At 65.4% G+C, this 14,796-nt stretch carries 15 protein-coding genes; 13 read left to right on the top strand and 2 right to left on the bottom strand.

Annotation, left to right across the window (positions count from 1 at the left end; translation table 11 throughout):
• The first annotated feature begins 58 nt into the window (after positions 1-58).
• From AC1DIP_RS06230 to AC1DIP_RS06175, 12 genes are all read left to right on the top strand, one after another.
• The gene (locus AC1DIP_RS06230) at positions 59-1,750 is read left to right on the top strand and encodes a hypothetical protein (RefSeq protein WP_477733247.1); all 1,692 of its coding nucleotides are present in this window, start codon (positions 59-61) and stop codon (positions 1,748-1,750) included.
• A gap of 152 nt (positions 1,751-1,902) precedes the next feature.
• Entirely contained in the window at positions 1,903-3,846 is a 1,944-nt protein-coding gene (locus tag AC1DIP_RS06225) for an AAA family ATPase (protein WP_477733246.1), read from the top strand.
• A gap of 107 nt (positions 3,847-3,953) precedes the next feature.
• Positions 3,954-4,163, top strand: coding sequence for a hypothetical protein (locus AC1DIP_RS06220; RefSeq protein ID WP_133830737.1), 210 nt, complete (start codon positions 3,954-3,956; stop codon positions 4,161-4,163).
• A 328-nt stretch (positions 4,164-4,491) separates the two neighbouring features.
• Positions 4,492-8,877, top strand: a complete 4,386-nt coding sequence (locus AC1DIP_RS06215) for an AAA family ATPase (protein ID WP_477733245.1) — start codon at positions 4,492-4,494, stop codon at positions 8,875-8,877.
• 36 nt (positions 8,878-8,913) lie between these two features.
• Positions 8,914-9,615, top strand: coding sequence for a hypothetical protein (locus AC1DIP_RS06210; RefSeq protein WP_257371027.1), 702 nt, complete (start codon positions 8,914-8,916; stop codon positions 9,613-9,615).
• Between the two features lie 2 nt (positions 9,616-9,617).
• Positions 9,618-9,881: a hypothetical protein gene (locus AC1DIP_RS06205; protein ID WP_257371028.1), complete on the top strand. Its 264-nt coding sequence runs from the start codon at positions 9,618-9,620 to the stop codon at positions 9,879-9,881.
• Positions 9,878-10,162, top strand: a complete 285-nt coding sequence (locus AC1DIP_RS06200) for a hypothetical protein (RefSeq protein WP_477733244.1) — start codon at positions 9,878-9,880, stop codon at positions 10,160-10,162. Before AC1DIP_RS06205 ends, AC1DIP_RS06200 begins: the two co-directional genes overlap by 4 nt.
• 28 nt (positions 10,163-10,190) lie before the next feature.
• On the top strand, positions 10,191-10,685 hold the full coding sequence (locus AC1DIP_RS06195; RefSeq protein WP_316963763.1) for a phosphatase domain-containing protein: 495 nt from the start codon (positions 10,191-10,193) through the stop codon (positions 10,683-10,685).
• 157 nt (positions 10,686-10,842) lie between these two features.
• On the top strand, positions 10,843-11,214 hold the full coding sequence (locus AC1DIP_RS06190; RefSeq protein ID WP_056387433.1) for a hypothetical protein: 372 nt from the start codon (positions 10,843-10,845) through the stop codon (positions 11,212-11,214).
• On the top strand, positions 11,207-11,713 hold the full coding sequence (locus tag AC1DIP_RS06185; RefSeq protein ID WP_257371031.1) for a hypothetical protein: 507 nt from the start codon (positions 11,207-11,209) through the stop codon (positions 11,711-11,713). The genes AC1DIP_RS06190 and AC1DIP_RS06185 overlap by 8 nt, the downstream gene beginning before the upstream one ends.
• Positions 11,714-11,798: 85 nt before the next feature.
• The gene (locus AC1DIP_RS06180) at positions 11,799-12,110 is read left to right on the top strand and encodes a hypothetical protein (protein WP_477733243.1); all 312 of its coding nucleotides are present in this window, start codon (positions 11,799-11,801) and stop codon (positions 12,108-12,110) included.
• An 11-nt stretch (positions 12,111-12,121) separates the two neighbouring features.
• Positions 12,122-12,364: a hypothetical protein gene (locus tag AC1DIP_RS06175; RefSeq protein WP_377962765.1), complete on the top strand. Its 243-nt coding sequence runs from the start codon at positions 12,122-12,124 to the stop codon at positions 12,362-12,364.
• A 69-nt stretch (positions 12,365-12,433) separates the two neighbouring features.
• Here the strand turns inward: AC1DIP_RS06175 and AC1DIP_RS06170 are convergent, their stop codons facing one another.
• Both AC1DIP_RS06170 and AC1DIP_RS06165 read right to left on the bottom strand, forming a co-directional pair.
• Positions 12,434-13,213 carry a hypothetical protein gene (locus AC1DIP_RS06170; RefSeq protein WP_477733242.1) on the bottom strand — a complete coding sequence of 260 codons (780 nt, stop codon included), beginning with the start codon at positions 13,211-13,213 and terminating at the stop codon, positions 12,434-12,436.
• A 28-nt stretch (positions 13,214-13,241) separates the two neighbouring features.
• Positions 13,242-14,261, bottom strand: a complete 1,020-nt coding sequence (locus AC1DIP_RS06165) for an ATP-dependent DNA ligase (protein ID WP_477733386.1) — start codon at positions 14,259-14,261, stop codon at positions 13,242-13,244.
• 153 nt (positions 14,262-14,414) lie between these two features.
• On the opposite strand from AC1DIP_RS06165, the gene AC1DIP_RS06160 reads away from it, so the two are divergent.
• On the top strand, positions 14,415-14,789 hold the full coding sequence (locus AC1DIP_RS06160) for a hypothetical protein (protein ID WP_477733241.1): 375 nt from the start codon (positions 14,415-14,417) through the stop codon (positions 14,787-14,789).
• The last annotated feature ends 7 nt before the right edge of the window (positions 14,790-14,796 follow it).

Genomic DNA, 14,796 nt, shown 5'->3' with positions numbered 1-14,796 from the left:
GGAGCGTCCCCCGCCATCCCACGACACCCGTCGCCTCAGACCGCATTAGGAGACCACGATGACGATCACCGTCACGAACCAGAAGCCGGCGGTGCTCGACGCCCTGCACACGATCTCGTGCACGGGCGACTACGACCCCATGCCGGCCATCCAGAAGGTCCTGGTCGACCCGCAGCTGGAGCCGCTGAACCCCAGCGCTCCGGCGAGCATCGTCGACGGCTCGGGCCACGACATCACCGGCGACGTCCTGGACATCGTCATGCGCTGCCTCGGCGAGACGATGGACCCGGCCGCCGAGAAGAACGCCAAGGCGCTGCTCGGGCAGACCATGGTCAGCTATGACCAGGGCACGCCCCTGCCGGTGGGCGAACTGTTCGCTGTCCAGGCCGGGCAGCAGAACAAGTGGCCCGCGCCGTCAGCCCGGGTCCTTTACTCAGCCCAGAACGATGTCATCCCCGCGGCCAAGGGCCTGCTCGCAGGCTCCGCCGACGAGAGCGCCTTCTTCGCCTCCGTCGCCTACACCTACCACCCGAATACCCTCGGGTTCTGGTTCCAGTCCTCTGCCGCGTTCGACGGCTTCAAGATCTGGCTGAACCAGCAGGTGCAGACGATGGCCGGCGCGAACGCGATGCCGGCGGACACCCTCCGGCTGCTGAACGACTTCGCGAACCTCTCGCTCAAGGGGCTGACCGAATCGCTGCTGCTGCGCAAGGACGACTCCGACGGCAACGACGAGTTCTCTTTCGCCCGGCTGGTCATCCGCATGCTGATGACTTACGTCGACCAGCAGCGCAAGGCCGCCTCAACAGGCGCGGCCGCCCTCGACACCGGCATCATGCCGTTTACCGTTGGGGAGCTGTTCTGCCCGCGGTCGCTGGTCCTGGTCAACGTCGAGGCCCACGCCCGCGCCACCGCCGCGAAGGTAACGGGGGAGTGGAACCTCATCAACCAGTCCCTCGCCTCACCCGTGAAAGTCGTCTCCAACGCCGCGCTGTCCAAGCTGACCTCGCTCCCGCGAGCAGCTGCCAGGGCCGCTGCCATGGGCGCACGGCAGCAGCCGGGACAGCCGGGCTCGCGCTCGGCCCAGGTGAAGTTCCGCAAGGCCCCGCCCACGAAGCTGGACCTGTTCAAGGACATCACCCGGGTGCTCAAGCGCATGGGCAAGGTCAACAAGTCCCAGAACGTCTACCGGACGACGAAGACGACCTTCCTCAAGGCCAACCGCCGCAACCCGGACGACTTCAACAAGCCGGGCCGGATCACCTCGGTGCAGTACATGCCCGACCTGCACGTCTTCATCGACACCTCCGGGTCGATCTCCGAGGAGAACTACCAGGAGGCGGTGCTGATGCTCATCCGGATCGCCAAGAAGCTCAACGTCAACCTGTACTTCAACTCCTTCAGCCATATGCTCTCCCAGGAGACGCTGCTGAAGGTCGAGAACAAGTCGACGCGGCAGATCTGGCAGGAGTTCCGGAAGGTGCCCAAGGTCACCGGCGGCACCGAGTTCAAGCAGGTGTGGGACTACATCAACGCCTCCCCGGTGCGCAAGCGCCGGCTGTCGCTGATGATCACCGACTTCGAGTGGTCTCCGCCCTCGAGACGCGAGGAGCACCCGCCGAACCTCTACTACGCCCCGTGCTCGGCCATGGACTGGAAGTACATGGTCCGTTCCGCCGAGGCGTACGCGAACTGCATGCAGCACATCGACCCGAGCATCCGGCAGAAGCTGCTGGGCATGGTCCTCTGATCCTGCTCCCGGCCACAGGGGAGACGCCGACCCGCCGAGCCGAGCCGGCCGGCGTCTCCTCCTCCCTCAGACCTACCCGTAACCCCGCCAGGCATCCCGGCGCGCCCACCCAGCGCGCCGCCCGGCGAACCCCACCGAAGGAGGGACCCGCGATGGGCCTCAACAACTTCACGTCGGGCTCCGACGACGACACGAACAGCGGCGGCACGCCTCCGAGCTTCCCGCCCATGGGCGGCATCCCCAGCCAGGGCGGCCAGTCCGACGACGCCGTCAAGGAGCTCCTCGTCGACTACAACGAGAAGTTCAAGAACGCCGACCCGACGATGTTCCGCGACGCGCTCATCGAGCAGGTCCTCTCCGTCCTGATCAGCCGGAACAAGCCGAACGTGCTCCTGAAGGGCTCCGCCGGCGTTGGTAAGACCCGGATCGTCGAGGACATCGCCCGCCGGATCGCCCTGGGCGACACCCTCATCCCGGACCAGCTCAAGGGCTTCACCGTCTACGAGCTGCCCATCACCAACCTCGTCGCCGGCTCCGGCATCGTCGGGCAGCTGGAGGAGAAGGTCCAGACCGTTATCGACTTCGCCTCAGACCCCAAGAACAAGGTCATCCTGTTCATGGACGAGATCCACCAGATCACCGGTGGATCCACCTCCCACACCGACTCAGTGCTGCGAAAGGTCTCGCAGGTGCTCAAGCCTGCCCTGGCCCGCGGCGACATGCGCGTCATCGGTGCCACCACCTCCACCGAGTCCCGGGCCTTCGACGACGACCCTGCCTTCGCGCGGCGCTTCACCCCGCTCATCGTCGACGAACTGACCGTCGAGCAAACCCTCACGGTGCTCGGCAGCGTCCGGCCGGGCCTGGTGGCGCACTACCGCCACCAGATCGCGGTCTCCGACGATGTCCTGGCGGAGACGGTCCGGATCGCGGAGGAGAATTCCCGTGCCGGGCAGCACCGCCCCGACAGCGCCATCACGCTGCTGGACCGGGCGATGGCCGACCGTGTGCTGGAGCAGAAGAAGCTCATCGTCCAGGCCGAGGCAGCCGGAGACACGGCACTCGTGAACACCTTGCGGTCGATCCCGCAGGTGCCGCTGACTACCAAGCGCGTCCTGGACGTGGCCAAGCGTCTGATGACCGGAAACGCCCAGCGCCCGGAGTTCGACGTCGCAACCCTCCGGGCGACCCTGCTGGGCCGCCTGCGCGGACAGGACGACGTGCTCGAGAAGCTCGTGGACCGCCTGGCCCGCGAGGAGCTGGACCTGTTCCCGACGTCGACCCCGACAACCTGGATGCTCGCCGGAGCCTCGGGCGTGGGCAAGACCGAGACCGCGAAGATCATTGCGGAGCAGATGACCGGCACCGAGCCGATCATCCTGAACATGACGGAGTTCCACACTCCCTCGGACACCGCGAAGATCGTCGGGGCACCTCCCGGCTACGTGGGCTCGGACTCCAACCGCGAGCTGCCATTCGACACGCTCGAGTCCAACCCCCACCGGGTGATCCTGCTCGACGAGTTCGAGAAGGCGGACAAAGCCGTGCAACGGCTGTTCCTCTCGGCCTTCGACGAGGGCTACATCCGCAACGCCCACGGCAAGGTGCTGGACTTCTCCAAGGCGCTGGTGATCTGCACGACCAACGCCGCGCGGGAAGCCCTGAACCGCAAGCCGGTCGGCTTCGGCTCGGCCCCGCCGGCGGTCTCCCACCGGTCCCTGACCAAGGAGCTGGCTCAGTTCTTCGACGCAGAGCTGCTCGGGCGGTTCTCACTCGTCGTGGGTTTCAACCCGGTCGACGAGCAGGCCTACCGGGAGATCCTCGCGGCGGAGTACAGCCGCCAGCGCGAACGGATCCTGGACGCCAGGCCCCGCCTGGGCCAGACACTGCCCGCGTCGATCCCCGACGACGAGCTGCGTGCCGTCGCCGAGGAAACCTACGTCGACTCCCAGGGTGCGCGTCCGGCCGGCAAGGCCGTGCGCGTGTGGATCGAGGACCGGCTGCTCGCTGCCCAGGCTGCGTCGGCTGCGTCGACTGCGTTCATCCCACCCGCTGCCGCCGTCTCCGACGAGCCGGAGGCGCTGGCCGTCGATTGATCCCGGCACCACACTGCGTTCGAGCGCCCCTGTCCCGGATACCCGGGGTGGGGGCGCTCGTGCGTGCGCGTACCGCGTTCGAACACAGGAAGAAGGACGTCACTGCCATGACCACCACGACCACCACCGCCGTCGGCACAGTCCGTGCGGCACAGCCCGAAGACAGGAGCGAGCAGATCTGCGACGACGCACTGCTGCTGGTCTCCGCCCACTCGGCGGACGCGGCCGACTGCCGTGATCTCGCACTCATGCTCGGCCTTGTCGAGGTGGACCCCTCCGGGTCCGTCACCAAGGCCAATCCCTGGAACGCCGACTGAAGGTGCTTCCCGCCGGGCCTACCCAAGAGGTGAGCCTGCGATTGACCGCCGCGCGCATGGGTAGCGCGCGGTGTCCGGGTCCGCGGGGCTGACGCCGCAGCGCCCGGATTCAGGGGCCTCACGGCCCCTGACGGGTGGGTTGAGAGGAGCGCGGGAGGGCTCGTCGCCAGAGGCGAGCCCTCCCGCTCTCATGCCCGCGCCCGTGACCCAAGCGCTCGTCTACGAGCATTCGACTGACCATTCGTCTCCTGTGAGAATGGTCTATGCGGCTTCCATTCGACAAACCCTCTCGACCCGCCTACTGATTCGTTCGAAGAAAGACGACACCATGCCTATTCTGCTTGACGACATCGACCTTTCCGCAGCCGCCGTCGCTGCCCAGAAGACCGTCGACCCGAAGTTCTTCTCCTCGCGCCTGACCGGGTCCGGCAAGAAGACCGGCCTGCTCAATGAGAGCCTGCGGCCGATCAACACCGCGACCAACACCGCCTACGCGGTTGACCGCGACATCGAGGTCAAGCAGAGCTCGACCCACCACGACATCACCACCGCGCTGGTGCCGCTGGCCCCGATCACGCGCCGCTCCCTGCTCTCGGGCGGGTCGTTCACGCTGCCGGTACCGCATGTCGATGACCGCTTCGAGCTCGACATCGCCACGCCGACCAACTCCTGGGACGTGCACTTCGACATGACCCCCCAGGCCCTGACCGTGTACGAGGATAAGTCCGGCGACAAGATCCGCCGTGACCTGGTGATCCAGTACCGCCTGGAGCTCTACTTCCTCAAGCAGGGCTTGGCCGAGCCCGAGCGCGCCGTATCGGTGTCCCGCTCCATCGGCTACGGCAACCACGACGCGGCGGTGTTCCTGCAGTGGGACACCAGCCCCGCAGAGAATGCCCGCGACGTCATCGAGGATGTGCTCTCGGCCGCAGGGTTGAGTGCCACCAACCTCGACAAGCTCGCCGACTGGATGGACGAGTACCCGATCTACGAGCGCATCACGCGCCTGGCCCAGATCTGGGACTCCGAGGCCATCTCGGACACCGTCTGCCAGTACGTGCAGGACATGCCGGCCAGCCCCACCGAGGAGCAGCTGAACATGCTCGCGGTGCAGCTGCGCTACCTGGAGAACTACAACGTCCCGCTGGAGGCCTACCGCCGGATCCACCAGCAGCTGGACACCACGTTCTCCGCGCCGATCGCGGCGAAGCTGTCCAAGCAGAACCTCAGCCTGCTGATGAACCACACCCTCGACCACCTGGAGCGCATGAAGGGCCAGCTCATCACGCCGCCCCAGCCGGCCACGGCCCCGGTCTTCCCGCCGCACCTGTCCAAGCAGCAGCTCGACGCGCTCAGCACGCACGAGCCGCTCGTGATGACGCAGGCCGGCGCGGGCACAGGCAAGTCGACCGTGATCCTCGAGCGCATCAAGTACCTCGAGACCTGCGGGGTGCCCGCCAGCGACATCACCGTCCTGTCGTTCACCAACGCCGCCGCCGACAACATCACGGAGAAGAACCCGAACGTCGGCTCGATGACGATCGCCAAGATGATCATCGACATCTATTCGATGAACCACCCGACCCACAAGGTCTCGGCCATCGACACGATCATCAACTCGATCGACATCTTCTACCCGAACAGCCAGTTCGCGGCGACGTTCCGACACCGCCTGCTGGAGGTCGACCAGAACAAGACCGGCGCGTTCACGGCCCTGAACACCTTCGTCGAGAACCACTTCGACGAGGTGATCGCGCTGCTCGACCGCATCGAGCAGACCTCGCTGGAGCTGCAGATCATCATCTGCTACCAGAAGATCGATGACATGTCCGAGCCTGCCCACGTGCAGAGCAAGTACCTGATCATCGACGAGGTCCAGGACAACTCGGTCTTCGAGTTCATCTACGTGCTGAAGTACATCACCAAGCACGCCCAGTCGCTGTTCATCGTCGGGGACGCCAGCCAGACGCTGTACGAGTTCCGCTCGGCCAACCCTAGGGCGCTCAACACGCTGGAGGGCTCGGGGGTCTTCGCAACCTTCCGGCTCACGACGAATTACCGGAGCAACCAGGAGATTCTCGACTTCGCGAACGTCGTGCTTGGCGGTCTGGAGACCAACCAGTTCGCCAACATCCAGCTGCAGGCCAACTCGCTGGCGGTGCCCACGGCCGACTCCTTCCAGGAGAAGGTCACCCTCAACTACCACGAGGTGGCCCGCCTTACCGGCTTCATCGCAAACGACCTGCAGCCGCTCGTGCGCAACACGGTGATCCCGGAGTACGTTCAGGCCTGCCTGGACCGCGGCGAGCAGGTGGCCTTCCTGGCCTACGCCCGCCGTGAGGTGGCGCTGATCCAGGAAGTGCTCGAGAAGGCCTACCCGAACAAGCACGTGGCCTCGCTCGTCAGCGACCGCGTCTACGCCACGGACATCTTCTCGAAGTACATCAAGTTCTTCTGGAACGATGTCCTGCAGGTGCAGCCGGCCAACGCCTCGTTCGTGGTCTCGCAGGGGATCAAGGACAACATGGGCAAGCTGACGAAGAATGCCGGAAACGTCAACGTCGAGAAGGCAATCCTGCGCACCATCTCCGAGTGGTGGGTCGAGAACAGCGCCGCTATCAACGGCTGGGTGGCCCTGTGCAACCAGGGCAGCCTGCCTGCGAACGTGTTCTTCGACCGGCTCCGCGACAACCTCCTGTCCTTCGAGATCACGCGCAACCAGCAGAAGCTGAACGTGAACAAGCAGAAGAACCAGGAGCGCAAGCGGAAGAACCTCGAGTCCAAGGCCGATCTCGTCGTCTCGACGATCCACGGTGCCAAGGGCCTCGAGTTCGACAACGTCGTCGTCCTCTACAAGGAGGACGCGAAGATGACCCAGGACACCAAGCGGATGTTCTACGTCGCGTTCACGCGTGCCATGAAGAGCCAGTACGTGCTCTCCTACGGCACGGCGAAGAACCCGCCGATCCAGAGCAGCTACGAGCAGATCGTCAACGCCCTCCGCTCCACCTCCACGAGAGGTCGGAGCGCCCGCGCCTCCTGCTTCCCATCCCATAAACACAGCCAATGCAGCTTCGAAGGAGCACGCCATGACCGCCACTGGAATCCAGGCCGGCTCAGAGGAGCTCGTGCCGGGCCCCGACAGTGCCTACGACCTGGTCATCTGCCACGACGACCGGATCGTCTTCCACGACCACTACCCCTCGCCAGCATTCCGGCTGCGCATGTGCGCGCAGCTGCTGACCGCCTCGGACGTCGTCCTGGGCGCAATCGACGCCTCCGCCGCGAACGAAGTGCACGAGCTGTACCAGTCCAGCTCCGGGCAGTGGGAGAGCGCCCCGGACAGCGTGGTCAACGCCATCGCCAAGCTCTGCCGCCGATGGGGCGTCCAGGTCTACGTGAGCACAACCCGCAAGAAGACCGAGGTTCCCGCCGCGCTCTATTCGGTGATCACCGAGTACGGCCCCGGACAGACTATCGCCGAGCACTTCACCTCCAGAGAGGCCCGCCGGGCCAGCCTCATCGAGCGTGCCGACATGTTCTTCAGCTCCCGCGGCAGCATCCCCGAGCGGGTGCTGGCCGACGAGCAGCGCCTCGCCGCGCTCGTGGGTGCGTTCCTCATGCCCGCCACCGTGCTCCTCACCGAGGCCGTGCTCGACGAGGCCGACGGCCACTACAAGCCCTCCGGCCGGCCACTGCCGATCCTCTGAGCACCGCCCGAGCGGACGGCCCCGACCACAACCCTGACCAGCAGACCCGGAAGGGACCCGCCATGTCCGCACCTGACACCGTCAAGCCCGAGAACCCGTATGCCCGTACGTACGCCGACTTTCTCGCCCAGACCCGGGAGCACGTCCTCGTCGTTCTGCACGACGAGGATCTCTACCGCCACTTCAGGATCCAGGCCCCAGGGACCCGCATGTGGTCCTGGGACGTCACCACCTGGCCCGGCCACCTGGCCACCAGCGGCGACATCGCCGACGGCTACATGTTCACCCGAGAACCCGACATGATCGGTTTCTTCGCGTCGGCCGGCAAGAGCGAGGGCTACTACTCCGACGGTGCGCCAAGCATCGACTTCCGCTACTGGGCCGAGAAGCTCTGCGGCGGCCGCTCCCGCGAAGTAAAGCAGTACGACTCGGATCTCTTCATCCAGCTGGTGCGGGAGCACCTCGAAGAAAGCGAGGGACTCGGCACCGAGGCCCAGGAGGTCCACCATCAGCAGTTGGCGCTGCTGGCGCGCCTGCACGAACTGCGCGGCCTTGACGGGGACGCACAGTTGGCGCTCTTCGAGGCCCACTGGAATGCCCAGGAGCACCTCGCGGCCACCGGCACCGTGCTGAACCACGAGCGCCGGAACGCGGCCGCTGCCGCGCGCGCTGCCCTCTGGAGCACCGACGGCATCCCCGACGAGAAGTTCGACCGGCTCACAGAGGAACACAACTGGATGGAGCTCGCCGACATCGAGGTCCCACGACATTCCCCTGCCGAGCGGCGCATGGAAATCATCGAAGACGCCCGCTGGCACGCCGACAGCGAGTCGGAGGCCCACAAATGGCTGGCTGAGCACGAGGACACCGTCGGCTCCGACACCTGGGAGTGGGACCTGCGCGACTGGGACATCCACTTCCTGTTCACCTGCTACTGCGTCGACCTGGCTGTGCGCCTCTACCGCGAGCACGCCGCCGCGAAGACACAGCAATCCGCCGCCTGAGCCGACCCCACCCACATCCCGACCCAAGGAGAACCCATGAGCGCCGATATGCTCACCGCGGCCATCGCCGTCCCGGCCGACCGCACCAAGCCGATCGACTTCGAACGCGGCCGCCTGATGGTCGAGGAGACCGCGGACCCTGAATCGTTCCGGTTCGACGACCCCGAGTCCCAGCTCGAGGAGCTGGTCGAGGACTTCGACCCCGACATGCACCTGGACGCCGAGGGCGAGCCGAGCCCGGAGGTCATCAAACGCGTCGGCCGCAGGGTCATCGACGAGCTCGAAGAGGCGCTGAACTCCAGCGAGACGGACACCATCGAGGTCGCCGGCTACCGGCTGTACCTCTCCGGCGGACTCTCCTCGGGCGATTCCCCCACCGACGCCGCCGACGCGATCTGGCACGCCCACCACCTGCCGGTGACCGTCCTGCTTGCCATGGGATTCATCCCCGACTGCCGCAGGCCGCTGTCCCGGACCAACGGCAACCCCGGACCTGTGACCGACACCGACATCGTCGACGCCATTGCCCTCGGCCTCGGCACCAAGCCGGAGTGGTCCGGTGCCGACGAACTGGAGTGGATCGCCAACGCGATCGGCTCCGTCCGGCCGCACCCGGGAGACCGGGACCCTGCCGAGTACCACACGGAGTTCACGGAGCGGCACGGCTTCGATCCGGTCGACGACAACTTTCTCATCGGCTATGTCAGCCAGTACGACAACCAGGAAGGCGGGGACTGACCTTGGCCAGCGGTGTTTTCATCCTCTGCGCGTGCTGCGCCCTCAAGCTCGTGAACGACGACGAGTCGGCTTGCCGCGACTACCACGGCCACGACCACGCTCCGCTGCAGGTGCCGGCTGGCACCGCGATCACCCAGGGTCCCCACGAATGGGCGGGCTCTCTCGAACTGACCTGCCATGGCCATGAGAACGGGACCATCCAGCCCCTCGGGGAGTACTGGGTGGCCCAGCCCGGTCCCGCACCGGCCGAAGAAGGAGTGCGATGAGCAGCCGGACACCAGTGCCCGATGCGCTCTTCGACGCCGATCTCTGCCAGCCTCTCGGCCGCGAGGACTGGGTTGCCCGCTTCGACTGGGTGATCATCGACAGGCGCGTTGTGCACGCGCCCGTCACCTGGACATGGACGTGTCCCACATGCGGAGAGTCCGGCGTCATGCCCGATGGTCCCGACCTGCTGGCAGTCCCGCACGGGTCACAGCATGCTGCAGTACTTTTCGGGACGATCGTCCCGCTCGACGTCGAGGCCGAGCGTCCGTTTACTGAATAGCCTCACCGCCCGGAAGGAGGGACCCACCATGACAGAAATCAGCACTGCCACGGCCGCGGTCCTCTCGCCGGCCGTGATCGTCGACATCGACGGGACGGTCGCAACGCACACCCTTCCCGACGGACGCTTCATCAGGGGACACCACGAGTACCGGCTCGTCCCCTGGGACCTGCCCAACCCGCCAGTGATCGAAACCGTGCGCGCCCTGCACGCTGCCGGACTTGAGATCGTGTTCTGCTCCGGCAGGCCGGTCATGGACGACAACGGCTGGGACGTCGGCCGCGCAACCTACGCCTGGCTCATCGAACATGTGGGGGAGTGGACTGCCAGCTGCCCTCTGTTCATGCGCGGACATGGCGACCGCCGGCCGGACGACATCGTCAAGCCCGAGATCTACGAGGCCTTCATCCGCGGGCGGTGGGACGTCCGGCTCGCGCTGGATGACCGGCCCAGGGTGATCCGCGCCTGGCAGGCACTCGGCGTGCCGGTGTTCGACGTCCAGCCCGGCTCGGGCGAGTTCTGATGCATGGCCCGCGCCCTCGACCCGCAGTGGGCCGCAGGGCGCGGGCCTGCTTCTCTTCAACTGCCCCGCTACGCCATTCCCCAGCGACTCAGTGTCCATCAGGAATGGTGGAATATGAGGCACTGGCATCCCATTCGACCACGAATAGACTGGAACCATGACTGACGACAAGACCCCCCAGGCCCCGCGCGAGGGCTCCCTGCCGAAGTTCTCCGTGAACGTCGCCCCGACCCAGAAGATTACCGCCGCCGACCTGGGCACCCTGCTAGAGCGCTTCCGCGCCGGGGATGCCGAGCCCCTGATCTTCGGTGACGGGAACGTCCCCGAGGCCGCCGTGATCCCGTTCGCCGACTTCGTCGACCTGCTCCGGCGGGTCCACGCCGACGAGACTGCCTTCCAGGCGGAGCTCTCCCGCCGCATCCGCGCCTCCGACGCCTCCGAGGAGCCCGGCCTGACCCTCGATGAGCTCGGCGATGAGCTGGGCGAACCCGCCCGGTCAATGATCCGCAAGGTGCTCGACGATGACTGAGGGGCTGCGGATCAAGGTCCATCTCAGCCCCGGGGCCCGCCAGGACATCGAACGGCTCAACCAGCGCGCCCTGAAGAATGCGCACAGCCGGGACGAGGCGCTCCTTGAGGCCACCATCGTCATGCTCCACCGGCTCAACGGCCGCCGTCACCCGACTAAGCCGCTGGACTACGACTCCCGCTTTGCCGACCTCTCCGACTGCGACACAACCTACGTCGGTGCGGACCCCCATGAGAAGCCGCCGCTGCGCATCGTGTCACGCGACGTCAGGCCCGAGCCGCCCGGCGGCATCACCCGGCGCGAGATCGTCGCCATCGGCGCACGCCGCGACAGTGAGGTCTACCGGACAGCCGGCCAGCGCCTCGGGCGGCCCGTCGGGGTCACCCTCGACCAGCTCGCCGCCCAGCGCCGCGCATCCGCGGCGAAGAACCATGCCCCGCAGGCGGGCAGGGGGCTCGACACACCCGCACCCGTCGGTGCAGACCTCGAGTTCGACTGACCATTCCGCCTCGTTTCTGTTCGTCATTCAGTCTTTCTCATAGAATGGTGGGAATGATGATTCGATGGAGACGGGATGAGGGCTGATGCACGACTACGACACGGACCACCAGACCTGGGATCCGGCAGTCGCGGAACCACGCCGGGGGATGAGCCCACGGGTGCAGCTGACAATCCGCCGGAGCCTTGCCCTGGCGATCGCCCTGGGAATGGCCTACGGCATCTTCCATGTGGTCTTCCGCATCGATGTTCTCGCTCCAGTGCTCGCTTACGACGAACCCGTCAAAGAGGGGATCACATCGGTGATCGAGGACCCGAAGCGGGCCTGGCTAGCCTTCGCCGTGCTCGTCATCCCGCACATCGGGCTCTACTACCTGCTGTTCGAGGACCGGAAATGAGGGGACTGGCCATGTTCAGGAACACCAGAACGATCGTGGGGCTGTGCGTGCTCAGCGGAGTCTCGGTCACCGCCGTCATCAGCTGGGCTACCGGCTTCTTCGCCTGGGCCGTGGGCTCCACCCGCAGCCTGTGGGATGGCTTCATCGCCTTCCTCAACTCGCCGTTCAGCTGGGAGCACCTCGCCGCCGGCGCGGGCGTGCTGCTCATCCCGATCATCATCATCGTCGTAATCTTCGCGATCGCAGATAACTGAGTCGCGCGGCATCTTTCGCGAAACCCGCTCCGGCTGCCGACTCCTGCCCAGCGGGCAGAAATTGGCTGCTTAGGCCCGCGACAGCTCGGAATGCCGCTCGAGGCTGTACCGGATCAGATCCATGGCCGGGGTAAGGGCCCAGACAAGCAGCCTCATGGTCGGCCGGTTCTCCTTGACGATGACATCATCCGGTAGAGAAGTGGATTGCGTCGGCGTCAGCACAGCATCAGCGGCCCAGCGCCTGCCGTGCGCGAAACCTGAACACAGCTGCCATACGGACAAGGCGGACGTCCTGGGCACCACGTCGCGGACCTGCGTGAGTATGTGCGTGCTGCTGGGGAGAATCAACTTTCCAGCGGCCCCGGAGGCATCGAGAATAGCCTGCAGTTGCGCCTTGTCGCTGTCGAAGTCCGGAAGCGTTCCCTGAAGATTCGGATGGCGACGTGCCAGTTCGCTGTACGCAGTCTCGCGGTCTTTGGCTACCTTCAGAGACAGAGACAGCGAACGAACTACCCTGGTCGCCTGTTCTTCTGGCGCTAAAATCCAGGCTGCCTGTGCCGCGCACTCAATGGCTGCCCTGATCAGCGAGAACGGGGCAAGAGTATGTGAGGCTCCGGCACCAATCATGATGCTGTCCAGAGCGTGCAAATGATCGATCGCACTGACTACCGCATTGGCGATGTTATGCGACGCCTGGTGGGGTTTGATGAGCCCATCGTCCTGCGCCAGACGGCTTCCGGCTTCCGGGATCCACGCCTCGTGGGAATCCCGGAAACCCAGCCAGGTCCTCAGCTCCTGAAAATACAAGTCGGCAATCTTGAACTCTTCAGGTTCATCTTCTCGTCGCATGACTCCATTCTTCACATGGCTACATTCTTTATCGCCAGGCACGCTGGAAGCCTTCGGGGAGGGATACTTCAGTCGGCGACAACTCAGGCCTGACCCGCAGGAGACGGACTGAATGCCTGAATGCCCGGCCTGACCAGGCTACGTCGGCCGAGACTTCAACCACCAACGGCTCCACCAAAGTCAGGCGAGTGATGCCGCCCTCCTTGGTAAAGCGGTCCAGCACCCGTTCGCTGATTTCCTCCGGCCATGGATGCCTTCCCTGGGGAGGACGAAGATATGTGGCCAGATCCCTTCCCGCACGAGCCGTCAAGGACGTGGACCGGCCGACAATGCGCAGCCGTCCGTGGACCGGCAAACCCACCACCGCTGCCCGCGGGTGCGCCATGGGACCTATGACCGCCGCAAGAACCACATCAAGGGCGCTTCTGCTCTTGACCTTCAGCCAGATTCGCCGGGGCTCGTACGTCTGCCCTTCACCCTTGATCACAATTCCTTCCACACCCGTGGCGATCATGTCACTGAACCATGTGGCCGCCAGGGCCCGGTCGCTGGTCACCGGTGACAGATGCAGTGGCGGAATCCACCCGCGCGCCAGTTCCTCGAGCAGAGCCCGGCGATCCCGGAATTGAAGCCCGCGGGTATCCTGCCCGGCCACTGCCAGGACGTCGAAGGCGATCAGCGAGGCAGGGCTTTTCATCACGAGCTCCGCAAGTGCCGCCTTTGAGCTCACCAGGCGCATCTGCAGCGCATCGAAATCCAGCCGCCCTTCGGACCACACCACAACTTCGCCATCGACAACACAGCCCGGAGGGATCTGCTCACGCACGGAAGCCAACACGTCCGGAAAGTACCTGCTCAGATCCTTGCCCTGTCTGCTGTAGAGCCACGCCCCATCCGAACCGACCAGACACACTGCCCGGAAACCGTCGAACTTCATCTCAAAGACTGAGCCGCCGGACAGTGCGTCACCGCGTGGAATCGACTCCACGGCCTTGGCCAAAGCAAGGGCAACAGGAGGATGCAGGGCGGCCGGCAAACCTTCGAACATCGTGGGCACAGCGTAAGCCCAGCGAAGCAGGGGTGGAAACAAGGCTTCCTCCCGGCTGGATACAGCACCAAGCACCGGGAAGCGTCACAGCAAAGCTGTGACCGGGTCCTTCTTCGATCAGGGAAACCAACCACATTCGAAACAGGAGTCGTCATGTCCACTGAAGCTGTTACACACCCCGCTGGGTCTGCCGGGACTGCCGCTGGCCGGCGCTACAAGGAACCCACCTCACAGCAGATTGAAGATGCCGCGGCCCTGATGTTCCTGGCGGCGACAAGGAAAGCTCTGCGGGACCAGCAGCACATCTGGGATATCGAACTGGAGTTGGAAGTCACCTACACCGTGCACAACCAGCGCAGGTACTGCGTGCACGCCAGCACCCGTACAGGTGAAAGCCTCACGGGCCCACACGGTGTTCTCGTGCATCCGGCCAACGGAACTGCGGAAACGGCTGCCTGGAGCATTGCCGCCGAGGTTCGCAATGCAACGGCAAAACGCCGGCAAAAGGCGGCCATCAAGATTGCGTGACTACTGG

The organism is Pseudarthrobacter sp. 05T312, from assembly GCF_056396685.1.
The sequence above is the reverse complement of the archived record's forward strand: the minus strand, read 5'-3'. Positions and strand labels throughout refer to the sequence as shown.